We start from the raw sequence: 26,181 nt of genomic DNA on the forward strand, positions 1-26,181 counted from the left end.
AGCGTAAACTTATCGTTATGCGCCCCCTCGCCCCCGCCCGTCTCCTGCTCAGTTGCCTGGTGCTGCTGATGGCGTTGCAGGCACAGGCGCGGCCGCAGGCAACGGCCACCGCCGCCAGCGAGAGCGAGCCCCGGCAACTCACCGTGGCCGCGCTGGAACTGCCCAGCCGCGATGACGCGCAATGGAAGTTGCGCCGTGAGCAGGTCGCACAGTTGCTGACCGACCTGCAGCCGGACGTGATCTCGGTGCAGCAGGTGCTGCAGCAGCAGGGCCGCAATCCGGCCTGCTGGCTGGCCAGCCGGCTGCGCTACAGCTGCGACTTCGTTACCGCCGATCCGCCCAGCCAGCCGTTGCGGCATGGCAACGCGATGCTGACCCGGCTGCCGGTCAGCGAGGATGGCGTGACCCTGCTGCACCCACCCGGCACCTTCAGCGCCGCCGGCATGATGCGGCTGAAGCTGGGCGAGGCACTGGTCAACATCTATGTGGCACGGCTGCGCCCGGACCCGGACGAGGCCACCGCCCGCCAGCATCAGACCAGCGACCTGATGACCTGGATCGGCGCCACCGCCGAGGGCATGCCCAGCCTGATCGCCGGCGATTTCTCCGCCAACACAGTGGAACTGGTGCGCAGCACGCCCGGCTTCCAGCCGGCCCGGCGCAATCCCGGCGGCCGCGCCGAGGCGCCTGCGGCCAGTGGCGGTGGCAGCAGTGGCCATGGCCTGGATGTGCTGTTCCAGGTCAAGCACTTCGGCGGCATCCGCCAGCAGCCGATCCTGCTGCCAGCCGACGGCGACCTGCCCGGCCTGCGCCTGGGCGTGATGGCCACCCTGCGGCTGCAGGGCGCGGAATAGGTAGTGCCGGCCGCTGGCCGGCTCCTCGGGTACCACACGATTGCCGGCCAGCGGCCGGCACTACCGAATGACTCCTGCAACAGAAAAGGCCGGGGTCTCCCCCGGCCTTCTCAGTTCATCCCGTTACCGCGATCAGGCGATCGCTTCCTGGTAACGGCGCTCGACTTCGTTCCAGTCGATGACGTTGAAGAACGCGCCGATGTATTCCGGACGACGGTTCTGGTACTTCAGGTAGTACGCGTGTTCCCACACGTCCAGGCCGAGGATGGGGGTGTTGCCTTCCATCAGCGGGCTGTCCTGGTTGCCGGTGCTCTCGACCACGACCTTCTTGTCCGGGGTCACGCTCAGCCACGCCCAGCCGCTGCCGAAACGGGTCAGCGCCGCCTTGGTGAAGGCGTCCTTGAACTTGTCGAAGCCGCCCAGGTCCTTGTCGATGGCCTTGGCCACGTCGCCCACCGGGTTGCCGCCAGCATTCGGAGCCATCACGGTCCAGAACAGCGAGTGGTTGGCATGGCCGCCACCATTGTTGCGCACCGGACCCTGCAGGTTCTCCGGCAGCGACTTGAGCTTCTTCACCAGTTCTTCGACCGGCAGGTCAGCGTACTCGGTGCCTTCCAGCGCCGCGTTGACGTTGTTGATGTAGGTCTGGTGATGCTTGGTGTGATGGATTTCCATCGTCGCCGCATCGATATGCGGTTCCAGCGCGTCGTAGGCGTAGGACAGCTTGGGCAGGGTATAGGCCATGATGCATCTCCTGATTGCGAGGGCACCCGACGGTGTCGGGCGTTGCGCGGTGAATGATGGGGACAGACCGCCAGATTACCAAGGGGGATGTAAAGGAAATTGCGTCCTGCCAGTGAGCATGACGGCAATTGTTACGCAGCAGTGACGCGACGGCGTCCTCATGCACCGTGCAGCGCACAGGCGCTACAGTGCCCGCACCACCCTCGCCCGCCCCTGCCCATGCGCAACCCCCGGCTGCTGATCACCGCCATCGCCCTGCTGCTGCTCGGCCTGGTCGCCAACCATTTCATGCAGCGCCCGCCGGCGCCGCAGTTCGCGCCGGACCTGCAGGGTGCGCCTGCCGCGCGCGCGCCGGCCACGGCCACGCCCGCAACCGGCAACGACAGCGGCCTGCCCGCATTCCTGCCCGCTGAAGCCCGGCAGACCATCGCCCTGATCCAGCGTGGCGGCCCGTTCCCGCACCGCCAGGACGGCAGCACCTTCGGCAACCGCGAGCAGCAGCTGCCGCAGCGCCCGCGCGGCTACTACCGCGAATACACCGTCGACACCCCCGGTGCGCGCACCCGTGGCGCTCGCCGCATCGTCACCGGCGGCGATCCGCCGGAGGCGTGGTACTACACCGACGACCACTACGAATCGTTCCGCAGCTTCACCGTACCGGCCCAGGGAGCGCAGTGATGAGCCACGATGATTTCGGCCTCGGCCTGCATGACATCAACAATGCCGGCGTTTACGCCATCGACAGCGACGACATCGGCGCACTGGCCGCGGCGATGCGCGATGCCGGGCTGAAGGTGATCCGCATCGACCTGGAAGGCGTGGCCGACAAGCGCACCCTGCTGGCCCGGCTGGCCGCGCAACTGGATTTCCCTGCCGGCTTCGGCGGCAACTGGGATGCGCTGTCGGACAACCTGCGCGACCTGCAGTGGCTGCCGGCCAACGGCTACGCACTGTTCCTGGCCGACGTGGACACGTTGCGCGCCTCCACGCAGAAGGATTTCGACACGTTGCTGGACGTGATGGACGAAGCCAGCCGCGACTGGGTTGGCCGCGACGTGCCGTTCTGGGTGTTCCTGTCGCAGAGCGCGTAAGCGCAATGCCGTGGTAGATGCCGACCTTGGTCGGCGCTTCTGTGCCAACCAAGGTTGGCACCTACCAAAGCGCGGGCCGGCCAGCAGGTTGGCGGAGACGTGCCGTTCTGGGTGTTTCTGTCGCAGAGCGCGTGAGGTCACCACCCAGGTAGAGGCCGACCTTGGTCGGCGCTTCTGTGCCAACCAAGGTTGGCACCTACCAAAGTGCGAGCCGGCCAGCAGGTTGGCGGAGACGTGCCGTTCTGGATGTTTCTGTCGCAGAGCGCGTGAGGTCACCACCCAGGTAGAGGCCGACCTTGGTCGGCGCACGTGCATCCGGTAGATGCCGACCTTGGTCGGCGCTTCTGTGCCAACCAAGGTTGGCACCTACCAAAGCGCGGGCCGGCCAGCAGGTTGGCGGAGACGTGCCGTTCTGGGTGTTTCTGTCGCAGAGCGCGTGAGGTCGATGCCCTGGTAGATGCCGACCTTGGTCGGCGCTTCTGTGCCAACCAAGGTTGGCACCTACCAAAGCGCGCCAGCATGGCCGTCACATCCCGCGATGGGTCCATCGAAAAGCCCCCTTGTTGTTCAAGGGGGCGCGCCAACGGCGCGGGAATAAGGAAACATGCGTGGACAACGGGAGCCGTTAGCGGCTCCCGTTATCTTCCTGCAGCTCTTTCTTGAAGGGGATGTCCGGCGGCGGTCGTGCCACCGCTGGCTGGTCCTGCATGTTCGGATTGGTCAGTCCGCAGCCACCGCCGGCCTGCAGGATCGAGATCACGCAGGAGATCTTCGTACTGGTACCTGGCAACGGAATCTCCATTGCCTTGACGCCCTTGCGCACCCACTCGGCCAGCAGCGATTCCTGCGGCACCCAGTACTTGTCGAACGAGGTAGGTGTGTAGTCGTACGGCGGTCGCTTCAACCAGGTGCCCGATTGCGCGATGCGTTCCTTGCTCCAGCCGTCGTTGGCGCCACCTGGCGCACCGCGCTCGGCACGCCCCTCGCCTTCCTGGCCCGGCACGCGGACGCTGCCATCGGCATTGAACAGGCCACTGCCCTTGCCGCTGGTACTGGCCTGGCGGGCGCCCTTGTCGGCGCCGTCCTGGTTGCGGCTCGATGCCCCCCAGTCATCGCCCTTGGCGGGCGTGGCCCAGTTGCCCGGATTGGGGGCCGGGCGCGCTCCAGCCTGGGCCGGGGTCGTGCTGGATGCAGCAGGCCGCGCAGCGCTGCTGCTCGCCTGCGTCGCGCTGCCATTGGCTGCCGGCGCGGGCGTTGCCGCGGGTGCATTGCCACTGGAAGACGAAGGGGCTGCCGCCGGTGCCGAGGCTACTTCGCGCTCGCGCACCTGTACGTCACGACCCGCCGGCGCATGCACTGCCGGTTCACGACCGGCGACGGTCGCCATCCGCACCTGCGGATCGACCACCGCCTGCACTTCACGCTCGCGCACCTGTACGTCCCGCTGCGGCACGCGCACCTGCACATCGGCCGTGCGCAGTGGCTGCGACACCGCCGGTGCATCGACCGTACTGACTTCGCGCTCCTGCACCGGGATGTCACGCAGCTGCGGCGTCCGCACCGCGATCTGCGGCGCACGCATCACGGTTGGGGTTGGCGGCGCCTGCACCGGCTGCACGCTGCGCTCGCGCACCGTGGGCGTGGTGTCACGCGGCACGATGCTGACCTCGGTGCGCGGCACGCTGACCGGCGGCACCACGAAATCCGTGCTGGCCTGCGCCACTTCGGTGGCCTGCACCGGCGACGGTGGCGGGGCCGCAAGCGGGGCCGGCTCGGCTTCGGCCGGCGGCGACGGCGCGCTGACTGTCGGTGCTGGAGCCGGTGCAGGCGCAGGCGCCGACGCGGCCGCAGGACGCGGCTCAGGTGCAGTCGCGGCCCCTGCTGCCTGGCCGGCGGCAACCTGGCCAGCCGGTGCAGCCGCAGCCGCCTCGGCACCCGGCTGATCGCCTCCGCCCTCCTGGGAGGCGCGGCCGACGAATTCCACCTGCATGCGCTCGCCTTCGGCGCCCTCTGCTTCCGGTGCCGTGGTGCGGATCACCGCAACCCACAGCAGCAGCATGAAGAACAGCAGGTGCAGCAGCGCGCTGGCCAACGCCGAGGTCCAGCGCATCCAGCGCTGATCGCGCGGCGCAGCGTCCCAGTCCTGCCAGAACAACCGGCGCAGCGCCTGCCACGGCGACAGCCGGGATGATTGGCCCGGCGACCCAGGCAGCGGGCGCGGCAGCAATACCGCAATCACTTCGCGGGCGTGGAACGGCCGCGGCAGCGGGCCCAGCGAGCGCAGCCACAGCGCCCAGCCATAGGGCAGGCGCGTGGACTTCTCGAGGACGGCGCGTGGCTGCTGGCGGGCCAGCAGCAGTTCGATGAGTTGCTCGGCCCGGGTCAGAGGCACGCGTCAGCGGTCAGGCGACGTTGCCGCGCGGGATATACGGCGCGTGGCCGCTGTCATGGTCGGTCGCGTCGCGCACGGCGGTCACGCCCGGCACACGGCCCATCAGGGTCTTCTCGATGCCCTGCTTGAGCGTCACGTCGGCCATGCCACAGCCCTGGCAGCCACCACCGAAGCGAAGCAGCACCACGCCGTCGGACGAGACTTCCTGCACGGCCACCTTGCCGCCATGCGAGGCCAGCTGCGGATTGACTTCGTTTTCCACCACCCAGTGCACGCGCTCGACCAGCGAAGCGGCATCGCCGGGGGCCTCGCCCTTGATGCGCGGCGCCTTGATGGTCAACTGCTGGGTACCGGCGGTGCCGGCGACGATGTCGATCTCGGCGCCATCGAGCCAGCCGACGCTGCTCGCATCGACGTAGAGGGTAAAGCCATCGCAGTCCACCGCCCACTCGTCACCGAGCAGGTCGGTCGGTTCGGCGAACTCCAGCCGGGCATCGGCGCGCGGGGTGCCGGGCTCGACCGCACTCAAGCGCACGCCCATGCCGGGCACGCCCTCGCGTTCGATCAGCTTGCGGAAATGGGTCTGGGCAGTGTCGGAGATCTGGATCATCAGGCTATTCTAGCCAAGTAAGCGTCAACCGCTCATTCGGTTTATACACCGTCCGGCGCATTGTTCAGTCAACACGAGGTGGAGATTCCCATGGCCGACCTGATTCCACTGGCCCAGGCCCGTTGCGTGCCGCGCAAAGGCAGCGATCACAAGCTTGGCGAAGCCCGCCTGGCCGAACTGCTGCCGCAGATTCCCGGCTGGGAGCTGAGCGAGGGCGGCCAGGCCCTGTCGCGCACCTTCCGCTTCAAGGATTACTACGCCACCATGGCCTTCGTGAACGCGCTGGCCTGGATCGCCCATCGCGAGGACCACCATCCGGACCTGGGCGTGCACTACGACCGCGCGGTCGTGCGCTTCTCCACCCACGATGTGGGCGGCCTGAGCGAGAACGACTTCATCTGTGCGGCGAAGACTTCGGCCCTGACGGAGCAACTGCCATGAACGTACGTTTGCTGAGCCTGTCCCTGATCGCTGCGACCGGCCTGGCCGGCTGTGGCGCGTCCGAACCAGCGGCACCACCACCGCCGCCGCCCACCGAAGTGGCTGCGGTGAAGACACCGCCGCCGCAGTACCCGCTTGAGCTGGCCTGCATGGGTGTGGGCGGCACCAGCACCTTCAAGGTGACCATCGGCACCGATGGCAAGCCGAGCGAAGTGGCTCTGCTGACCGGCGCCGGCAACCCCCAGCTGGACGAGCTGGCCAGGACCGCCGTGCAGGGCTGGCAGTTCAATGCCGCCACCCGCAACGGCCAGCCGGTGCCGGCCACGATCCAGGTGCCGGTGAGCTTCAACCCGCCGCAGCCGAAGCCGGACCAGTGCTTCGCCATCGAAGAACGCCTGCGCCGCGGCGGCTGATCGCGCGCGCCCCGACGAGGCCAGCCGACGCCCGCCTCGCCCTCCCCGCCCCGGGTTCATCCGGGGCGGTTGTCTGTTGACCAGGACCGCGTCGGTACATGCTGCAGATTCCCCCCGAAAATGTCTGGATCGCACTGGCGGTCACCCTCGCGGCCGGCCTGGCCACCGCCATCGGCAGCCTGCTGGTGCTGTTCTCGCGCCGCCCCAACCCGCGCCTGCTGGCCTTCGGCCTGGCCTTCGCCGGCGGTGCGATGGTCTATGTGTCGCTGTCGGAGATCCTCAACAAGTCCATTGCCTCGTTCGCACTGGCCTATGGCGAGCGCACCGGCTTCACCTACGGCACCCTGGCCTTCCTGCTGGGCGTGATCGTGATCGTGCTGATCGACCACTTCATCCCCAACCCGCATGACAGCCTGGACAAGCAGGACCCGGCGTTCCGCGAGAACAGCCGCGAGTATCTGAAGCGCGTCGCCCTGCTGACCTCGATCGCGATCACCGCGCACAACTTCCCGGAAGGGTTGGCAACCTTCTTCGCGACGCTGGAAAGCCCGTCGGTGGGCATGCCACTGGCCTTCGCCATCGCCATCCACAACATCCCCGAGGGCATTGCGATTGCAGTGCCGGTGTACTTCGCCACCCAGAACAAGCTGTATGCATTCAGCGCCAGCCTGCTGTCAGGCCTGGCCGAACCGGTAGGCGCGGCGCTGGGCTACTGGCTGCTGTCCGGGTCGCTGTCGCACGCCACCTTCGGCTGGGTGTTCGGGCTGATCGCCGGCGTGATGGTGTTCCTGGCGCTGGACGAGCTGCTGCCGGCGGCCAAGCGCTATGCCAAGGGCCACGAGACGGTGTACGGGCTGGTGGCAGGCATGGGCACGCTGGCGATCAGCCTGGTGCTGTTCAAGTGGTGAGGGGTTTGCGGCCAACGGGCTGAGCCCCCTCGTGGCTGGTACGTCCCGCAGCATCGAGAGGTCACGGGCGGGGGCGGCTTGCAGGGGACGCCGTGAATCCATCCATGGAGGCTTGGCCGCCGCATCCATGCGGCGGACACCCCTGCAAGCCGCCCCCGCCCGTGCCCCGTCATTTTTCTGTGCGTGCCAGCCACGCGATGAAAGAATAAGAAAGCGAAGCCCGCGCTGCGCGCGCGAGTCGAGCGTCGCTCGACTCTACAAAGGCTACGTGCGGGTATGGGTCTACGCTGCGGCTGTCTGGTCCGCCTTGTAGCTAGCCGAGCACCGCAGGTCCGGCGAGGGTGAAGAGGCGCGGGTGTCTGAGCGCAGCGAGTTCCGCGCCGCCCCTCGGCGGACCGAGGAGCGCAGGGCACCGGCGCGCAGCGCCGGCTCGCGGATGGCGGCGTGTTTCTTTGGTTACTTTCTTTGCACGAGCAAAGAAAGTGACAAGCCCACTCATCGCAGGGAAGCGACGGCGCCGACCAAGCACCCGGCGCCGCCGAACCGCCGTCAGCGCAGCCGGTCCAGCGCCTCGACCAGCTCATCGGCCAGCGGCGCGTTCAGCACGTACGGGCTCTTGCCGTCGTCCAGCGCGAACTCCAGCGAGGCCGCGTGCAGGAACAGACGCTTCAGCCCGATCTGCTCACGAAGCCGCTTGTTGACCGCAGGATCGCCGTATTTGTCGTCTCCGGCCACCGGATGCCCCAGATGCTGGGCATGCACGCGGATCTGGTGGGTACGGCCGGTCTCGATGCGGACTTCGCAGTAGGAATGACCACCGCGACGCTCCAGCACACGGAAGTGGCTGATCGATTCCTTGCCGATCGCATTGACCTGCACATGGCGCTCGCCGCCCTGGCGCAGGCCCACGTGCAGCGGCGCATCGACCGTCATCACGCCGTCCGGCATGCGCCCGGCCAGCAGGGTCAGGTAGCGCTTGCGGATGCCGGCGCCGTGATCTTCACGCAGCAGCGCCTGCAGTTCGCTCAGCGCGGAGCGCTTCTTGGCCACGATCAGCAGGCCCGAGGTGTCGCGATCCAACCGGTGGACCAGCTCGAGGGTCTGGCCTGGGCGCAGGGCGCGCAGGGTCTCGATGGCACCGAAACTGATGCCGCTGCCGCCGTGGCTGGCCACGCCGGTCGGCTTGTTCAGGGCCAGCAGGCGGGCATCCTCAAAGACGATGGCCTGCTCCAGGCGGCGCATGAACGCCTCCGGCGGACCGGCCTTGTCTCCCTCTTCAGTGAGACGAACCGGTGGCACACGCACCTCGTCACCGGCTTCCAGCTTGCGCTCGGCCTTGGCGCGGCCACCATTCACACGTACCTGGCCGCTGCGCACCAGCTTGTAGACCAGGCTGCGCGGGGCACCCTTCAGCTGGCCGAGCAGGAAGTTGTCCAGGCGCTGGCCGGCACGGTCGGCGGGAACGGTGATCATGCGCACGGAAGGCTTGTCGCCAGCGGGTTTGGTGGGGTCTTGGGCAGTCATCAGGCTGTTTATTCTGTTACACTCGGGGGGCGAGATAAGGGATTGATTTCGTTGGAAGTTACTCAGGGCCAGAAGCCCAGCTTCCGACGAATCCGGCACAGTGCGCGACCACCGCCCGCGGGGCGGCCATGTTAGCGGCTCACCGGCCTTCCCGGCCATCGCCGGATGCCTGACACGCAACCGTGCTGAACATGTCCCGCGTGGCGCTCCAGCCTGGCTGACAGCTGCCTGCGGCCTGTAACACCCCAAAACCCATAAGAGTGAAGCGCTCCCGCGGCCTGCCGTGGTGTCGTAGCGCTGGAAACCCAAGCCGCCCTCCCCGCGCTTGCGCGAATGGGCGGCGAACCGTGTCCAGAGGCGAAACCCCATGGCGTTCCGCGCGGTAGCCGCTTGCGAGGAACGCAACAATGAAGCGAATGCTGATCAACGCCACGCAGGCTGAAGAGCTGCGTGTTGCCATCGTGGATGGCCAGTCGTTGTATGACATCGACATCGAGCAGCCGTCGAAGGAACAGAAGAAGTCCAACATCTACAAGGGCCGGATCTTCCGCATCGAGCCCTCGCTGGAAGCGGCCTTCGTTGAATACGGTGGCGGCCGCCATGGCTTCCTGCCGCTGAAGGAAATCTCCCGCGATTACTTCCAGGCCGGTGTCGACCACAACAAGGCCGGCATCCGCGAGCTGCTGAGGGAAGGCCAGGAAATCGTTGTCCAGGTGGACAAGGAAGAGCGCGGCAACAAGGGCGCTGCCCTGACCACGTTCATCTCGCTGGCCGGCCGCTACATGGTACTGATGCCGAACTCGCCCAGCGCGGGCGGTGTCTCCCGTCGCATCGAAGGCGAAGACCGGGCCGCCCTGAAGGACGCCCTGGACAAGCTGAACATCCCCGACGACATGGGCGTGATCATCCGCACCGCCGGCGTCGGCCGCGATGCCGAAGAGCTGCAGTGGGATCTGGACTACCTGCTGAACGTCTGGCGCGCGATCGCCGAAGCGGCCCTGAGCAAGCCGGCCCCCTTCCTGATCTACCAGGAATCGCGCCTGATCGTGCGCGCCCTGCGTGACTACCTGCGCGCCGACATCGGCGAGATCCTGGTGGACACCGAGGAGATGTACGAGCACGCAAAGGAGTTCATGCAGCAGGTGATGCCGCAGACCCTGCGCAAGCTCAAGCATTACAAGGACGACATCCCGCTGTTCAACCGCTTCCAGATCGAGTCGCAGATCGAGGGCGCCTACGAGCGCAACGTACGCCTGCCGTCGGGTGGCTCGATCGTGGTCGACCAGACCGAAGCGCTGACCGCCGTCGACGTCAACTCCTCGCGCGCCACCAAGGGCAGCGACATCGAGGACACCGCCTTCCAGACCAACCTGGAAGCGGCCGAGGAAGTGGCCCGCCAGCTGCGCCTGCGCGACCTGGGTGGCCTGGTGGTGATCGATTTCATCGACATGGCCTCCAACAAGCACCAGCGTGAGGTCGAGAACCGCCTGGCCAACGCGCTGAAGTACGACCGTGCACGCGTGCAGGTCGGCCGCATCTCGCGCTTCGGCCTGTTGGAAATGAGCCGCCAGCGCCTGCGCCCGAGCCTGGGCGAGTCCAGCCAGATCGTCTGCCCGCGTTGCGACGGCCACGGCCGCATGCGCAGCGTCGAGTCGCTGTCGCTGTCGATCATCCGCGTCGCCGAAGAGCATGCGATGAAGGAGAACACCGGGCAGGTGCTGGTGCAGGCCCCGGTGGAGATCGCCAACTACCTGTTGAACGAAAAGCGCAGCGCCCTGCGTGAGATCGAGCAGCGCCACGAGGCGCCGATCGTGATCGTCGCCGACGAGCAGCTGCACACCCCGCACTACACCGTCACCCGCCTGCGTGAGAACGAGCTGGGTGAAGAGAGTAACAAGCCCAGCTACCAGCGCGGCACCCCGCGCAAGCTGCCGGTGCACGCGCTGACCAAGGGTCAGCTGAACATCCCGCCGCCGGCGGTGACCCAGGTCAAGCACACCTCCCCCGCCCCGGTACGCGAGGAAGTGGAGCCGGCCGCAGCGGCACCGGCCCCGGTCGTGGCAGCGCCGGTTGCAGCGGCCCCGAGCGGCGGCGTGATCGGTTGGCTCAAGCGCGTGTTCGGTGGCGAACCGGCGCCGGCACCGGCACCGGCCGCCCCGGTCGCCCGCCAGCAGCAGGACGGTGGCCGCAAGGACCGCAACAAGGATCGCAACAAGGACCGCAAGGACCGTCGCGACGACAATCGTGGCAACGGCGGCAACGGCAACGCGCAGCAGCAGAAGGACGGCGGCAACCGCAAGGAGCGCGGTGAGCAGCGCAAGGACGGCCGCAACGGTAACAACGGCAATGCCCAGCAGCAGCCGCAGCAGGGCAAGCAGAAGGAGCCGCAGCAGAAGGATGGCCAGCAGCAGCCGCAGCAGCAGAACAAGCCGCGCAACGAGCAGCAGGGCCAGAACCCGCAGCAGCCGAAGCTGAAGCAGCCGAAGCAGCCGCGCCCGCAGCAGGACGGTGACAAGCCGGCCGAGAAGCCGCAGCGCAACGCCGCAGAAGCACCGGCCGAAGCCGTGACCGCGGCTGCAGCCGTGGCCGCCACGGCGGTCGCCGCCAGTACGGTGACCGCGCAGGAAGCGACCGCGCCGGTTGCTCCGGTGGCCGCCGCTCCGGCCGAAGCCGCAGCACCGGTCGACACCACTGCCAACGCCGCCAGCGAGACCGATGTGGTTGCGGTTGCCGGTGAAGAGGCTGCAACCGACGCCAATGGCGAGCAGACCGGCGAAGGCGCGACCCGCCGTCGTCGCGGCCGTCGCGGTGGCCGTCGCCGTCGTCGCGGTGGCGCCGAGAACGCCGCCGGCAGCGACGCTCTGGGCGATGACCAGGACGATGGTGACGACGGTGACGACGCCGACGGCGCCGAGCCGAGCGTCGACAGCACTGCCGGCACTGCGCCGGTCGCTGCTGCGCAGCCGGCCCGTTCGCAGCCGGAGTTCGACTTCGATGACGAAGCCGAACCGGCCGCTGCCGATGCCGCGAAACCGGTCCGTGCTGCCGCCGCTGTTGCCGCCGCACCGGTTGCCGTGGTGAGCAGCGCTGTGGTCGAAGCCGCCGCCCCGGTCGCGGCTGAAGTGCAGGCCCCGGTCGAAGCTGCTGCGAAGACCGAAGCGGTGTCCTCGCCGGTGCAGACCAGCATGCTCGATGCCATCGACGCCGCGACCCCGGCCCAGCCGGTAGCCACTGCCGCGCCGATGATCGAAGCAAAGCCGGTCGCGGTTGAAGCCGCCCCGGTGGTTGAAGCCGCTCCGGTGATCGAAGCGAAGCCGGCGGCGGTCGAGGCTGCGCCGGTGGTTGAAGCCAAGCCGGTGGTCGTTGAGGCCGCGCCGGTGGTTGAAGCCAAGCCGGTGGCCGTTGAGGCCGCGCCGGTGGTTGAAGCCAAGCCGGTGGCCGTTGAGGCCGCGCCGGTGGTTGAAGCCAAGCCGGTCGTCGAGCCCGTCGTGGCCGCCGAACAGCCGGTCGCTCTGGTGGCGGTGGAAGCCGCGCCGATCGAGACCGCTGCCCCGGTCGCCGAAGCGGTGGTGACGCCGTCGATCGACCCGGTCGCCGATGGCCATGCCGACGCTGCGGCCCAGGCCGCAGAAGCCAAGACCGATGAAGAAGACGAAGAGGCCGCCAAGCGCACGCCGCCGGCGAACTGATCGCTCCTTGATCGCGTGAAAACGAAACGGCGGGGATCAATGATCCCCGCCGTTTTTGTGTGTGCGTTTGGCGCTGGCTTCGCTTTGGTAGAAGCCAACCTTGGTTGGCGCCGTTGATTGAGTGCACGTGGACACGCACGCGCCAACCGAGGTTGGCACCTACCAGGGCACATCCCGCACACGGTCACAGCTTTGGTAGAGGCCAACCTTGGTTGGCGCCGTTGATTCAGTGCACGCGGACACGTTCGTGCCAACCAAGGTTGGCACCTGCCGGAGCCTGCTCCGTCAGGGCTTCGGTGCGAACTGCAGGCGGGTCCACACGCCGTAGTGGTCCGAGGCCCAGCGTCCGCTGTCATCGGGCTGGTCGAACAGCAGCTTCGCCTCACGCGCGACCATCTCGTCCTGCTGGAAGAAGATGTGGTCGATCCGCGAAGGCGCCTGGTAATAGTGGCGGTTGAGCGTACTGACCCCGGACAGGTCGGTGTTGACGTGCACGCTGCCGTAGCTGTCGCCGTAGTGGCTGCGCAGCTCGCTCAGGTCGCCGGCATCCACCAGCGCATTGAAGTCGCCCGCGATCACCACCGGCGCACCGGCCGACGTCGTGGTGATGAAGCGGAGCAGGTCCTCGACCTGGGTGCGACGGATGCGCTGCCCACTCTCATCGCTGCGCTCGTTCAGATGCGTGGCGTAGACGTTCACCGGCGTGCCGTCGACGTCGACGCGCAGGTGAGCCACGGTGCGGTAGTCGTCCAACGGCAGCAGCAGATGATCCCCCTGGGCGAGGATCGGCCGCCGGGTCAGCAGTGCATTGCCGTAGCGCTTGGGTGCCCCGACCGGATCGGTGGACACGAACACGTACTTGTAGCCGAGTTGGCTGGCCAGCCATTGCGCCTGGTTTCGCACGTTGCGGCGCTGGATCACCTCCTGCAGGGCAACCGCATCCGGCTGCAGGCGCTTGAGCTCGGCCAGGATGGTGCGGCGCCGGCTCGGCCAGTCTTCGCGGTCATGATGCAGGTTGAAGGTGACCATGCTCATGCCCGCTGCGCTGGCAACATCGGGCGCCGCGTTCGCGGCAGCCGGCTCGGCCGCCATCACCGCGCCCGGCACTGCCAATGCAATTGCCAGCCCCAGGGCACGCACCGACGTGCGCCCCCCTGCCCCCTGTTGCTTCATCGTTACTGCCCCTTGCGTTCGGCTCGGCGCACTGCGCTCGGTACGTCGATCTCAACCCGCGCCGGCAGCTGGTGCACGTGCAGTTCCTTGTTGACCCACTCGGCTGCTTCGCCGTTGATACTCGCCTCGCCCGGATCACCGGCGTATGGCCACGGCAACACCACGCCTCCCACCGGTGGCACCAGGCCCGGCTGCACCTCCAGCACCAGCTGCTTGTCGCTGCGCTGCAGGCGGTAGTTGAGCTGGCCCTGCGGCGTGCGCAGGCCTTGCACGGCGATGCCCTCGCCCTGCAACCACGCGGTCGGTACGCCGGCGGCCAGCACCAGTGACTCGTCCATGTCGCGGTTGTAGGCGAACATATCCAAGGCCGAGCGCACGAAGTCCGAGGCCACCCAGGCATGCGGCAGGTCACCGACGAAGAACGGCCTGCGCGGCGTGCGCGAAACCACTTCGGCCCACTGGTTCCAGGCCTGCGGTGCGCGGTCCTTGAAGAAGAACTCGGTGGCCTGCCAAGCGCGATCGCGCCAGCCCAGGCGCACGAACGCGGCCACGTTGCGCCACTCGTACGGGGTGTAGTCCTTCCACTCGCGCTTGCCGTCGCGACGGGCAACGAACTCGTTCCAGTAGCGTTCGAAGGTCGCCTCCAGCGCCTGCTGCGGCAACCTGCCCTGTTCGCCGCCCGGGGCCAGTGCGATGGTCGTCGACGTCGCGTCGAAGTCACCCAGCTCGGCCGAGCCCGGCAGGTAGTCGATGTTGTGCTGCTGCATCGCCGACAGCAGCGAGGCCTGCAGGTCATCACGGAACTGGTCACGCGATTCGGCGATCTGCATCGCCTCGACCTTGCCCAGCTGGGTCGCCAGCAGGGCCGCGTCCTTGTAGCCGCGCAGTGCCCAGAAGTTGTCCCAGTACGAGTGCATCGGCTTGGCCGAATAGCCTTCGTGGCTGATCGAGGCCGGCATCATGCCGTAGAAGGCCGGGTTGCGTGCCCGGTTCTCCTCGGTGCGCTCGCTGGCGCGCAGCTGCTCCATGTAGCCGTAGGCGCCCTGCACATGCGGCCACATCAGCTCGGTGAAAGTGCTGTCGCCGGTGTAGCGCCCGTACTCGGCGATGCTGTAGATCAACTCGCCATGGCTGTCGTTCTCCGGCACCGGGTCGCTGCCGCGGGCATCGACGCAGCACGGCACCTTGCCGTTCTCGAACTGGTAGGGGGCATACCAGTTGATGTAGTCACGCACGGCGTCGCTGCGGCCCATGCGCAGCAGGCCCTCGGAAATCATCGCGCCATCGCGGATCCAGCTGCGCGCATACGAACGCGTGCCCGGCTGCAGGCGTGGGCCGACGCGCGAGATCAGCATGTGCGCGACCGCGGTGCGCAGGGTGTCGACCAGCGCCTGGCCCGCAGCCGGCACCTGCAGCGAGACCACGCCCAGCTTCTTGCGCCACTGCTCGGCCACCTGCGCCTGCGCCTTGGCGACGTCCAGCGCCTGCGGTGCCCAGCCACCAGTCTGTGGCAGCACCACCGCCACTTCACGGCTCTGGCCGGGCTCCAGCTTGATCGTGTACATCAGCGCACCCGACGCCATGCCGGTGCTGTCCTTCACCGCTGTGGTCGCCGGGTACGTGCCGCTTTCCAGATGCATCGCATCAAGCTTGCCGTCGAACGTACTGGCAAAGCGCGCGTCCGGCACCTGCAGCGGGTAGATGCGCGGCTCACCGTTGACCCGCACCAGCTGCTCACCCACGTCCAGTGCATCGATGCGGCTGAAACCACCGACGGTGTTGAGGAACTGGGTGGGCGGGTTGACCTGCCACGGGCGGATCGCCAGCGCCAGGGTGTACTCGTGCGCGACCTTGTCCGGATTGCTCAGGCGGTAGCGGCCGATCAGCTGCGCGCGCTCCGGCGTACCCTGCACGAAGCTGGTCACTGCCAGGCCGACCTTCTCATGCACCCAGTCGACGTTGGCGATCGGCAGGTAGTGATCCTGCAGCGACTGGGTGATGGCCACCTTCGACCAGTCCAGAAGCTTGCCATCGAGGCGGATGAACGGCTCGATGCTGAAGCTGCCCTTGGCCGGCTCCAGTGCGCCATCCTCGCTGATCAATGCCTGTTCCTGGCCACCATCAAGGCCGAGCAGGGTCCAGTACGGCTGCTCGCCCACATAGGCACGAGGCAGCGAGCCCCGTGGCAGGTCGGCGGCGACCGAGGACAGGAATGCGTTCGGGGTGGAAGCAAAGGCCAGCGGCTTGAGCGCGATGTCGCGGATGCCGTAGCGCCAGTTCGGGCCGTCCTGCAGATCGAAGCGCACGTAGCGCGCATCGGTGTCCGGCAGCGCCAGCCAGTCGCGGCCACCGGCACCACTGGTGACTTCGCGCACGGTGCGCCAGTCGCGGCCATCCTCGGAGGTGCGCACGGTGTAGCGGCGGGCTTCCAGGTTCGGCAGCCAGTCGATCACCGCACCACCGATCTCGCGGCTCTTGTGCAGGTCCAGGCTGATGGTCTGCTGCTTGACGCCACCGCTGATCCAGAACGTATCGCTCTTGCCGTCGATCATGCGGTCCTGCAGCGCGGTGGCGGTATCGGCGATCACCGACGGCACCAGCGCCGAGTCATCCTGGACTGGCAGGCCCTGCAGGGTCAGCTTGTCGAAGCACACCGTGCCGCGGCCGCCGACCTTGCTGTAGATCGTGAACTCGACCGCAGCGCTGCGTGCCATCTCCTTCTCGGGAGACGGCCCCCACGCCTTGTCGATCTGGCGACGGCGATACTCGACCGGCGTCCACGCCTTGGGGAAACTGTAGCCGGGACGATTGACCCACCAGACGTTGTCGCCGCTGGCATCGATCAGCTTGAACTGCAGGTCGTTGCCCGGTGAATCACCGCGCAGCTGGAAACCGAAACGGTAATTGACCGGGTAGTCGATGTTCAGCGCGCGGCGGATGCCGACGTAACCGGAGACATCGTGGAAGTCATAGTCCAGGCACAGCGCGCGGCCACCACCGGCGCCGCTGACCGGTCGCAGCGATCCGCTGACCTGGTCGGACAGCACCAGCTTCCAGGCTGCGATGTCGTCGAAGTCGTCCAGCACCTTCGGTGCCGGCAGCGCCGGTGGTGCGGCGATCGCCAGGGAGGTCCACAACAGGCCCAGTCCAACGGCGATCGCTCGCTTCATCCTTTGACGCTCCCCAGCAACAGACCTTGGATGTAGTACCGCTGCAGCACCAGGAACAGCGCCAGCACCGGAACCACGGTGACCACCGCGCCGGCCATCATCATTTCCACGTCCATGATGTGCTCGCGCGAGAGGGTGGCCAGCGCCACCGGCAAAGTGTAGTGCTCCTGGTCGGTCAACACGATCAACGGCCACATGAAATCGTTCCATGCGCCCATGAAGGTGAAGATCGCCAGGGTCACCAGCACCGGCTTGAGCATCGGCAGCACGATCTGGAAGAAGATCCGCAGCTCCCCTGCCCCGTCGATGCGGGCCGCTTCCAGCAGTTCGTCAGGAATGGAACGCGCGTACTGGCGCACCAGGAAGATGCCGAACACGCTGGCCAGCGCCGGCACGATCACGCCGCCGAAACTGTTGACCAGACCGAGCTGTTTCATCAACAGGAACAGCGGCAGCATCGCCACCTGGGCCGGAATCACCAGCGCCGCCATCAGCACCTGGAACAGGCGCTCGCGGCCGACGAAGTTCAGCTTGGCGAAGGCATAGCCGGCCATGGTGTTGAGCAGCAGCGAACCCAGGGTGATGCCGACCGACACCAGCAGGCTGTTGGCGAAGTTGCCGCCCATGCCGGTGCGCGCGAACAACTCATGGTAGTTGCGCGTGGTGATGCTGGACGGCAGCAGCGGCGGCGGGAAATGGGTCGCCTCGCCCTGTGGCATGAACGAAACCGAGAGCATCCACAGCAGCGGTGCCAGGCTGACCAGGGCCAGCACCAGCAACGCACCATTGATCAACCACGGGTACCAGCGCGACTGGCCGATTTCACGACTCATACCAACTGCCTCTTGCGGCCGAAACGCAGCATCACGGTGGTCACCGCCAGGATGATCAGGAACAGCAGAAACGCCACCGCGGAGGCGCGTCCCAGGTTCCACCACTTGAAGCCTTCCTCGAACATGAAATACAGCACGCTGACGGTGCTCTGCAGTGGGTCGCCGCGGGTCATCACATACGGTTCGGCGAACAGCTGGAAGTAGCCGGACACGGTGATCACGCCGACCACCAGCAGCACCGGGCCGAGCATCGGCAGGGTGATGTGCAGGAACTGCTTCCAGCGCGAGGCACCGTCGATGCGGGCGGCCTCGTACAGGTCATGCGGGATGGCCTGCAGGCCGGCCAGGAAGATCACCATGTTGTAGCCGAAGTTCTTCCATACTGCGAACAGCATGATGGTCGGCATCGCCCAGTTGGGATCACCCAGCCAGTCGATCGGGCTGATGCCCAGGTGGCCCAGGCCGTAGTTCACCAGGCCGTAGCTGGTATGGAACAGGTAGCGCCAGATCACCGCCACTGCCACCAGTGTGGTCACCACCGGCGCGAACAGCGCGGTGCGGAACAGCGCCTTGAAACGCGCGGCAGGTGCATTCAGCAGCATCGCTGCGCCCAGCGACACGCCGATCGACAACGGCACGCCGATCAACACGAAGTAGGTGGTGTTCCACAGCGACTTCCAGAACATCGGCGTCTGCAGCAGATCGATGTAGTTGCCGAGGCCGACGAAGCGCAGGTTGCTGCTGTCGGCCAAGGCATACAGGTCGAAATCGGTCACGCTCAGCGCCAGCGCCGAGGCGACCGGCAGGCCGAAGAACATGCCCAGCACGATCAGCGAGGGACCGGCGAAAACCCAGCCGGCAAGCGAGGTACGTTTCATTGCGCGCTCCCGGCGGCCACGGCACTGCTCGATTGCGGCGACGGCACGCGCTGCTGCAGGCGTTGTTGTTCATGCATCCAGCGGCGCTTGGCCAGCACCTTGTCCACGCGCTGGTCCAGCTCTTCCACGGCCTTGTCCTGCGCCAGGCCACCACGCACCACCTTCTCGGTGACGATGCGCATTTCCTGCACGATGCGCTCCCACTCAAGCACCTTCGGTGTCGGCTTGACCCGCTCCAGCTGGTCACGGAACGCAGCGGCCAGCGGATCGTTGGCCAGCGACGGCGCGTTCCAGGTACTGCGGCGCGGCGGCAGGTCGCCGATGATCGAATGGAAGCGCGCCTGGATTTCGGGTCGCGACAGGAACTCGATCAGCTTCCACGACGCCTCCTTCTGCTGCGACTTGCGGAAGATCACCAGGCTGGTACCACCGGCAATACCGGCGCCCGGGCCGTCCGGACCCGGCAGCGCGGCCGTACCCCACTGCCCTTCCAGTTCCTTCGGCTGCAGCTTCTTGAACTCACGGATGTTCCACGGGCCGGAAATGTAGAACACGTTGAAGCCGCGGAAGAACTCATCCCAGACGTTGGAGATCTGCGTCTCGGACATCTTCGGCGCCCAGCCCTGCTCGAACATGTTGGCGTAGAAGGCCAGCGTGCGACGGAAGCCCGGGCTGGCGAAATTGCCGCGGGTGTCGTCGTCGCGCAGCAACGGATCAGGCTGCTGCAGTGCCAGCGAAAGCTGCTGCTCGAACTCGTTGATCGGCATCAGCACCGCATAGCGGTTCGGGCCCTGCATGCGCTTGATCGCCGCCATCTGCTCGTCCCACTCCTGCCAGGTGCGCGGCGGGTGGTCGTAGCCGGCCTTGGCCAGCAGGTCCTTGCGGTAGTAGATCAGGCGGGTATCGACATACCACGGCACGCCTACCAGTTCGCCGTGGATCACATTGGTATCCCAGATGCCCTGGAAATAGTCCTTCGGGTCGACCACGGACGAACGCTGCACGAACGGCTGCAGCGGCGTCAGCGCGTCCAGTTCGGCGAACTCCGGCACCCAGGTGTTGCCCAGCTGGCACACGTCCGGCAGGCCGTCCGCGGCGAACGCGGTCAGCAGCTTCTCGTGCGCGGCGGTCCACGGAATGTTCTGCACATCCACCTTGATGCCCGGATTCTCGGCCTCGAATTCATGGATCAGCTCGCTGACCACCTCGGCTTCACGGCCCATCGCCCAGAAGCGCACGGTGGTGGTGCCCGGTTCGGTACGGGCGCAGCCGGCCACGGCCAACACGGCCAGGGCAGGCAGCGCCCAGCGGCGCAGGCGGTCGATCCAGTTCGGCATCGGGTTACTTGCCCTGGCCTGTATTGCGGTTGGCATTGTTCTTCTGTTCCTGCGCGGCAGCCGCGCGTGATTCGGCGATACCCACCGCGCGTGCCGCCGCGGCCTTTTCGTCTTTCTGCAGTTCCAGCGGCTGGAACGAACCTTCCGGTGCCAGCCAGCCACCGCTGAACCCGGCCCGTTCCAGGCCCTTGCGGATGTACGGGTTCTTCTTCATCACTTCCCAGACGAAGTCATCGCGGTAGTTGGCGATCATGGTCAGGATCGGGCCTTGGTCGATGGCGATGTAATCGCTGGCGACCCAGCCGCGATCCGGCACCAGGCGGCCGGTCTTGATCGGGATGTCGTAGTTGAAGCTGGGGTTGAACGAATCCAGGAAACCGTAGCTGGAATAGATGTAGTCGCCGTAGCGCTTGTGCATTTCCAGCGTGGCCGGGATCACCTGCTCAGGTGCGAACACCACCGAGGCGATCGCGGCGGTGGGGGCAATGGTGCCGTCATCGAAGTTCTCGCGCAGGCCGGCGCCGCGCGAGGAGTAGTGGCGGAACTGGCGCTGCTCGCCGCGGTACTCCTGGGTGGTGTTCTGCGGGCCGTCGCTGGCGGTCAGGCCCCATACGTTCTCGCCATAGTCCTTCCACTGCATCGGGTTGGCGATGGCGTACTCGCGCTGGGCCAGGGCAGCCGAGCGGCTGTTGAGGAAGTAGGTGCTGCCGCGCTCGCGCATGTACGCGTCCTGGATGTCGCGGAAGTCGATCCAGACGTGGCTGTACTGGTGGCCGAACAGCGGGCCGAACGACAGGTATTCCTGGCCTTGGTAGACGCCCCAGTCGTTGTCGTAGGTGCGCGTCCACACCGTCCACGCATCCGGGCTGACCGGGTGCGTCGGCGAACCCAGGGCGAGGATGTAGACCATCATCGCCTCGTTGTAGCCCATCCAGTCGTGGTCGATGAAGCCGCTCTCCGGGAACCAGCCCATCGAGATCAGCGGCGCACGCTGCTGCAGCCACGGCCAGTCGACCTTCTTGTACAACGTGTCGGCGATCTGGCGGATCTCCTTCTCGCGCGGATCGTCACCGTCGTAGTACGACTGCGCGAACAGCACGCCCATCATCAGCAGCGCGGTATCCACCGAGGACAGTTCAACCCAGCTGTCGTAGCGACGCCCTTCCTGCATGTCCAGGAAGTGGTAGTAGAAGCCCTTGTAGCCGGCCTTGCCGGTGCGCTGCGGCCCCATCGGCACGTCGCGGAAGAACTTCAGCGTTGTCAGGGTGCGGTCGATCGCCTGGTTGCGGCTGACCCAGCCGTTCTCGATGCCGATCGGATAGGCGGTCAGCGCAAAGCCGACCGAGGCGATGCTGGCGAACGGCCGCGACGGATAGCGGTCCGGGGTCAGGCCGTTGATCTCGTTGGTGGTATCCCAGAAGAACTGGAAGGTACGGCGCTCGATGTCATCGAACAGCGGCGGCAGCACCGGCTTCATCGGCCGCGGCGGTGCGTCGGCCTCGATCAGGATCACCGGCGGCCGCGGCTTGGCAGGTTCCTGCTGGGCCGGCTGGCAGGCGGCCACGGCCAGGCTCAACGCTGCGGCGGACAACAGATGGCGTGCCTGCATGGCGCGATTTCTCCGGTGGTCTGATCGATGGGAAAGCATACCGTCCAATGATCTGAAATCGTTTACAAGATGCGTTCTTAAAAAACCACGAAAAACGTGGTTTGACACCGCGATCATTGCCCATGCCGCTGCCCCCTGGCCGGCAGCGGCATGGGCAATGGACCGGCACAGGGCCGGCCATTGCTTTTTTCTTCCTGCCGATGCCGCCGGCGGAGCGGCGGCATCGGGGTATTGCTTCAGGCGGATCCGCTTAGAAGCGGAAGCCCACTTCGGCCTTCACCTGACGCGGGGTACCGATCACATCGCCGGTCTCGTTGTAGCTCACCAGCAGCTTGCCATCGCTCTTCACGTAGTTCAGGTTCGAGAAGTTGTCGAAGTTGAGCACGTTGATGATGTCGATACGCGCATACAGCTCGGTATCGCCGGCCAGCTTGAAGGTCTTGGTCGCCTGCAGGTCCAGCGAGCGGTAGCCGAAGATCTTGCCACCGAGCAGGAAGCGGCCATTGCCACCCGGAGTACCCGCGGCCGGAGTCGGCAGGCAGTTGGCAGTGCCAGCCTGCGCGATGCAGGACCAGTCATTGCCCGGGGTAGGCGTGGCCAGGGTCAGCTTGCCACCAAAGGTAATGCCCCAGAAGCCGTCATACGAGCCGGTAACCACCAGGCGATGGCGCGGCGCGCCGTTGGACTTGATGGTCGGGTACTCACCGATGGTGCCGCGATCGAACGAGTAATGCTCGTTGATGTTTCGGTTGTGACGCGCGTTGGTCCAGGTATAGGCGATCGAGGTGCCCCAACCGCTTTCCTTGCTGTACGGCTTCTGCGCCGACAGCAGCACCTGGGTGGAACGGGTCTTGATGCCCTGCTGGCCGATGATCAGGCTGCCGAAGCCCGGAATGTTGCAGTTCCACGGCTGGCCGTAGGTCGGCTCCTTGGCACCACACAGCATCTGGTTATCGAAGAAGTTGCCGTTGTTGAAGCGGTTGCCCAGGGTGAAGGCGAACCCATCATAGGTCAGCGTGCGAGAAATCGTCGCGTCGGTCAGCCACTCACCGAACTGGTTGCTCATGCCCAGGCTGAACTGGTCGGCGTACGGCACCTTCATGTTGTTGTTCAGCAGATCGACTTCCATGCCTTCATTGCTGGTGGAACCCAGCAGTGCCTGCACGTTCTCGATGCCGTTCATCAGGTTCGGGTTCCAGTCAAAGCACGGAGTCTGGCCGTACATGCAGTTGCCGGTGGCCGGGTTGCGGAAGTAAACGGTCGGCTGCGGCAGTGCCAGCTTGGTGGTTTCCAGTGCCAGGTTGTCGAACAGGTCGCGGTCATAGGAACGGCCGGCGCCACCATGGAACACGTGCCGTTCGTCGGCATTGACGTCATACGAGAAGCCCAGGCGCGGCTGCCAGGCGTTCTTGAAGTTCTTGCGGTTGTGGCCGGTGCTGATGTAGTCGTTGACGTTCAGCCCGCTGAGCGCCAGCGTCTGCGCATAGGTCTGGGACACGCCCGCCGGCGCGTTCGGATCCTGCGAGAACAGGGCCTTCACGACCTCCGGCGGGGTCACGAAATCGGTGTAGACCGGGTTCTTTTCGTAGTCCCAGCGCAGGCCGATATTCAGCTGCAGGTGGTCATTGACCTGCCAGTCGTCCTGGATGAACAAGCCGATCTGCTTGACCTTGGCGCGCACTTCGGACTGCACGCCGGTGACGCCGGTGCTGGCCTTGGTGAACTGCGCCTTATACGGCGTGCTCGAGGGGAACGCCGGGTTGTCGATGGTGTAGGAGAACTGAGGGTTGATCTGCGCCGCGTCGGAAGCGTACAGGTCGATCTGCTTGTACTTGGCGCCCATCTTGATGGTGTGGTCGCCCGCCCACTGCAGGCCGTCCAGGGTCAGGTTGTCCTCGATCGCCCAGCCCTTCTGGCCCTTCACCTGCGAGGCGAAGGCATCAGCCGCGCCAACCTGGACGAGTGTCTTCTCCTGCGGGCGGTTGGCGTCCGAGTCGCCGAAATCCGGTGCGGTGTAGATGATGCCGTTGCCCATGGTCAACGGCAGCGGATTGTTGAAGGCCTCCTCGTGGGTCACCATCAACTCGTTGTAGAAACGCTCACCGCTGTGGTTCCAGCGCAGCGCATAACGGCGGTCGGTGTTGTCCACGACCTTGCCGTGTACCTTCGCGGTCTGGCCACTGAACTGCTGCTGGGTTTCGTCGCGGTCCTGGAAGGTCAGTTCGATGCGATCGTTGTCAGTCGGCTCGAAGTCGATCTTGGCGAAGATCAGGTCCTGCTGGAACGGCTGGCTGGCCGGGCCGAGACCTGCGAGACCATCGGCGGGCAGATTGGCGGCCGACGGAGTGACGGCACCGTCCGGCGCGATGGTCACCGGCAGATCGAAGCGCTTGGCTTCGTAGGTGACGAAGAAATGGGCCTTGTCCTTGATGATCGGGCCACCCAGCGCGAAGCCGTATTCCTTCTCGGCCGAGTCTTCCTTGCTCTTGCCCGGCTGGCGTTCGGCCGGGGTCATCGCACGCATGCTTTCGTTGGTATAACGGTAGAAGGTCTCACCCTTGAACTCGTTGGTACCCGACTTGGTCGCAGCCGTGATCGCGGCGCTGGACACCTGGCCGTACTCGGCCTTGTAGTTGCCGGTGATGACCTTGTACTCACCGATGGCCAGCTGCGGGAACGGGTTGCCCGCACTGCCGGACTGGCCGGAGATGCCGCCACCCTTCACGTAGCTCTTCTGGCCCACACCATCGATATAGACGTTGGTGCCGTCGGAGTTGGTGGCACCGCCACGCAGCGAGGTGTTGCCCTTGGCATCGCGGGTGAAGATCATGCCCGGCACCGCGTCGGCGAACTCCAGGAAGTTGCGCGAGACCTGCGGCGTGGTCTGGATCTGCTGCAGGCTGACGGTCTTGCCGACTTCGGACGTGCGCACTTCCTGCAGCAGGGTCGGTGCGACAACGTTGACGGTGTCCAGGTTGGTGGCCGCGGTCGAACCCGGGGTGCTGCTGGCGGCACCGGCGAAGTTCAGGGTAGCAGTCGAGGCCACAGTGACGGTGACCTTCTGCGACTGGCCGTTGGCGACCACGTCATAGGTGCCCGGGTCCAGGCCCATCAGCGAGTAGCTGCCATCGGCACGGACGGTGCCGCGACGGACGGTGCCTGTGGCCAGGTTGGTGGCGGTCACTTCGGCGCCGGCCTGGGCGCCGGAAACCTGGCCGCGCAGGCTGGCATTGGCCGACTGCGCCATGACGTTCGGAGCGGCGGCCAGCATCAGGCAGCTGACCAGTGCGGTGCTCAGCAGCCGGCGTGCCGGCGTGCGGAAGGTGGTGTGCATCATCAACTCAATCTCCGGGTGGCGGTAACCGCTTGCGCGGTCCCTGCGATCAATCAAAAAAGAAGGAACGCCTCTGGCTTCAATGGCCCGATGGCGGAGTGGTGGAATCGCGAACTATCAAGCGGGGAACCAGGGTCTGCTTGTCCCCTGTCCCGTCCGTGGAGGTGCCGTCCATCAGCTGCAGCAGGCGCGTCATGGCCCGGTCGCCGAGCTCGGCGATGCTGACCTGCATGGTGGTCAGCGACGGGTGGACGAAACGCGCCAGTGGAATGTCATCGAAACCCGCCAGGGCGACATCGGTCGGAACACGGACACCGGCCTGCGTGAATGCATACAGGCATCCCAGGGCCATCATGTCGTTGGCGGCGAACACGGCATCAGGCAGCGCTCCGGCTGCCAGCAACTCCTGACCGGCGCGATGGCCGGAAGCTTCGTCGAAATCACCGGGCAGCTCGATGCCCTCGGCGCCACCGCCAAAAGCCGCCAGCGCGTCACGGAAGCCGCGCAGGCGCTCGCGCGCGTCGAAGTTGAGATCCGGGCCAGAAATGAAAGCGATGCGACGGTGGCCGGCGTCAAGCAGATGGCGGGTCATCGCCATCGCACCGGCATGGTCGTCGATGCTCAGCACCGGGTGGTCCTGCCCGGGCAGATAGGTGTTGATCAACACCGTCGGCAACGACTGCGGCAGGTTGTCGGTCAGGAAACCGGGGCTCTCGGCATAGGGCGAGAGCACCAGCAGGCCGTCGACGCGGCCGCGCATGGCGCGCAGGGCCGCGCCCTGCTGCTCCTGGTCACCGTGGTAGCTGGACACCAGCAGGTGCTGGCGACGGCTACGGGCGACATTGTCGATGCCACGCATCAGTTCGGAGAAGAATTCGCCGTACAGGTCAGGCAGTACCACGCCCACCGTATTGGTGCGGCGGCTGCTCAGGCTGCGGGCGGCGGCGTGCGGGGTGTAACGCAGCCGTGCGGCCACCTCCAGCACAAGCTGGCGGACCGGTTCGGCGACATTTTCATGCCCGTTGAGCGCGCGGGAAACCGTGGCCACGGAGACCCGGGCTTCGCGAGCGACGTCTTTGATTGTGATAGCTGCCTTGTTCACGAAGCCGCCCTCCACGGCTTGGACCTACCAGCATTGGCGCGGAATGTAAGCGTTTCCATCTGGGCTTGTAAACAGTCCG

At 66.4% G+C, this 26,181-nt stretch carries 19 protein-coding genes; 7 read left to right on the forward strand and 12 right to left on the reverse strand.

Going from position 1 to position 26,181, the window contains the following annotated elements; genetic code table 11:
- Positions 1–17 precede the first annotated feature (17 nt).
- Complete coding sequence (locus ACZK45_RS14050) at positions 18–854, forward strand: endonuclease/exonuclease/phosphatase family protein (protein WP_125895480.1); 837 nt, start codon at positions 18–20, stop codon at positions 852–854.
- 132 nt (positions 855–986) lie between these two features.
- On the opposite strand, the gene ACZK45_RS14055 is transcribed toward ACZK45_RS14050, so the two are convergent.
- Positions 987–1,598, reverse strand: coding sequence for a superoxide dismutase (locus ACZK45_RS14055; protein ID WP_005410310.1), 612 nt, complete (start codon positions 1,596–1,598; stop codon positions 987–989).
- A 219-nt stretch (positions 1,599–1,817) separates the two neighbouring features.
- Here ACZK45_RS14055 and ACZK45_RS14060 point away from each other — a divergent pair, with 219 nt between their 5' ends.
- Complete coding sequence (locus ACZK45_RS14060) at positions 1,818–2,276, forward strand: guanyl-specific ribonuclease (RefSeq protein WP_049398780.1); 459 nt, start codon at positions 1,818–1,820, stop codon at positions 2,274–2,276.
- A complete protein-coding gene (locus ACZK45_RS14065) occupies positions 2,276–2,689 on the forward strand; it encodes a barstar family protein (RefSeq protein WP_032129660.1) in 414 nt (137 codons plus the stop codon). The genes ACZK45_RS14060 and ACZK45_RS14065 overlap by 1 nt, the downstream gene beginning before the upstream one ends.
- A 625-nt stretch (positions 2,690–3,314) precedes the next feature.
- Here the strand turns inward: ACZK45_RS14065 and ACZK45_RS14070 are convergent.
- Positions 3,315–5,081 carry a hypothetical protein gene (locus tag ACZK45_RS14070; RefSeq protein WP_478444850.1) on the reverse strand — a complete coding sequence of 589 codons (1,767 nt, stop codon included), beginning with the start codon at positions 5,079–5,081 and terminating at the stop codon, positions 3,315–3,317.
- A gap of 10 nt (positions 5,082–5,091) precedes the next feature.
- Positions 5,092–5,691, reverse strand: a complete 600-nt coding sequence (locus tag ACZK45_RS14075) for an NfuA family Fe-S biogenesis protein (RefSeq protein ID WP_032129662.1) — start codon at positions 5,689–5,691, stop codon at positions 5,092–5,094.
- 90 nt (positions 5,692–5,781) lie between these two features.
- Here ACZK45_RS14075 and ACZK45_RS14080 point away from each other — a divergent pair, with 90 nt between their 5' ends.
- From ACZK45_RS14080 to zupT, 3 genes are all read left to right on the forward strand, one after another.
- The gene (locus ACZK45_RS14080; protein WP_006456031.1) at positions 5,782–6,132 is read left to right on the forward strand and encodes a 4a-hydroxytetrahydrobiopterin dehydratase; all 351 of its coding nucleotides are present in this window, start codon (positions 5,782–5,784) and stop codon (positions 6,130–6,132) included.
- Positions 6,129–6,545, forward strand: coding sequence for an energy transducer TonB (locus tag ACZK45_RS14085; RefSeq protein WP_032129663.1), 417 nt, complete (start codon positions 6,129–6,131; stop codon positions 6,543–6,545). Before ACZK45_RS14080 ends, ACZK45_RS14085 begins: the two co-directional genes overlap by 4 nt.
- A gap of 98 nt (positions 6,546–6,643) precedes the next feature.
- Positions 6,644–7,453, forward strand: coding sequence for a zinc transporter ZupT (zupT, locus tag ACZK45_RS14090; RefSeq protein WP_049399991.1), 810 nt, complete (start codon positions 6,644–6,646; stop codon positions 7,451–7,453).
- Between the two features lie 549 nt (positions 7,454–8,002).
- Here the strand turns inward: zupT and ACZK45_RS14095 are convergent.
- Positions 8,003–8,977, reverse strand: coding sequence for an RluA family pseudouridine synthase (locus ACZK45_RS14095; RefSeq protein WP_049401092.1), 975 nt, complete (start codon positions 8,975–8,977; stop codon positions 8,003–8,005).
- Positions 8,978–9,384: 407 nt separating this feature from the next.
- On the opposite strand from ACZK45_RS14095, the gene ACZK45_RS14100 reads away from it, so the two are divergent.
- Positions 9,385–12,666 carry an Rne/Rng family ribonuclease gene (locus tag ACZK45_RS14100; protein ID WP_478444851.1) on the forward strand — a complete coding sequence of 1,094 codons (3,282 nt, stop codon included), beginning with the start codon at positions 9,385–9,387 and terminating at the stop codon, positions 12,664–12,666.
- A gap of 285 nt (positions 12,667–12,951) precedes the next feature.
- On the opposite strand, the gene ACZK45_RS14105 is transcribed toward ACZK45_RS14100, so the two are convergent.
- From ACZK45_RS14105 to ACZK45_RS14140, 8 genes are all read right to left on the reverse strand, one after another.
- On the reverse strand, positions 12,952–13,839 hold the full coding sequence (locus ACZK45_RS14105; protein ID WP_478444852.1) for an endonuclease/exonuclease/phosphatase family protein: 888 nt from the start codon (positions 13,837–13,839) through the stop codon (positions 12,952–12,954).
- Positions 13,840–13,841: 2 nt separating this feature from the next.
- A complete protein-coding gene (locus tag ACZK45_RS14110; protein ID WP_125894423.1) occupies positions 13,842–17,009 on the reverse strand; it encodes a discoidin domain-containing protein in 3,168 nt (1,055 codons plus the stop codon).
- The gene (locus tag ACZK45_RS14115) at positions 17,006–17,842 is read right to left on the reverse strand and encodes a carbohydrate ABC transporter permease (protein WP_006378064.1); all 837 of its coding nucleotides are present in this window, start codon (positions 17,840–17,842) and stop codon (positions 17,006–17,008) included. Before ACZK45_RS14115 ends, ACZK45_RS14110 begins: the two co-directional genes overlap by 4 nt.
- Positions 17,839–18,720, reverse strand: coding sequence for a carbohydrate ABC transporter permease (locus tag ACZK45_RS14120; protein ID WP_032129770.1), 882 nt, complete (start codon positions 18,718–18,720; stop codon positions 17,839–17,841). Before ACZK45_RS14120 ends, ACZK45_RS14115 begins: the two co-directional genes overlap by 4 nt.
- Positions 18,717–20,057, reverse strand: a complete 1,341-nt coding sequence (locus ACZK45_RS14125) for a sugar ABC transporter substrate-binding protein (protein ID WP_032129771.1) — start codon at positions 20,055–20,057, stop codon at positions 18,717–18,719. The genes ACZK45_RS14120 and ACZK45_RS14125 overlap by 4 nt, the downstream gene beginning before the upstream one ends.
- A 4-nt stretch (positions 20,058–20,061) precedes the next feature.
- The gene (locus ACZK45_RS14130) at positions 20,062–21,666 is read right to left on the reverse strand and encodes a glucoamylase family protein (RefSeq protein WP_032129772.1); all 1,605 of its coding nucleotides are present in this window, start codon (positions 21,664–21,666) and stop codon (positions 20,062–20,064) included.
- A gap of 250 nt (positions 21,667–21,916) precedes the next feature.
- Complete coding sequence (locus ACZK45_RS14135; RefSeq protein ID WP_049401101.1) at positions 21,917–25,003, reverse strand: TonB-dependent receptor; 3,087 nt, start codon at positions 25,001–25,003, stop codon at positions 21,917–21,919.
- A gap of 76 nt (positions 25,004–25,079) precedes the next feature.
- On the reverse strand, positions 25,080–26,117 hold the full coding sequence (locus tag ACZK45_RS14140; protein ID WP_032129774.1) for a LacI family DNA-binding transcriptional regulator: 1,038 nt from the start codon (positions 26,115–26,117) through the stop codon (positions 25,080–25,082).
- Between the last annotated feature and the right edge of the window lie 64 nt (positions 26,118–26,181).

The sequence above is a fragment of the Stenotrophomonas sp. 63632_Sma genome, assembly GCF_056482875.1.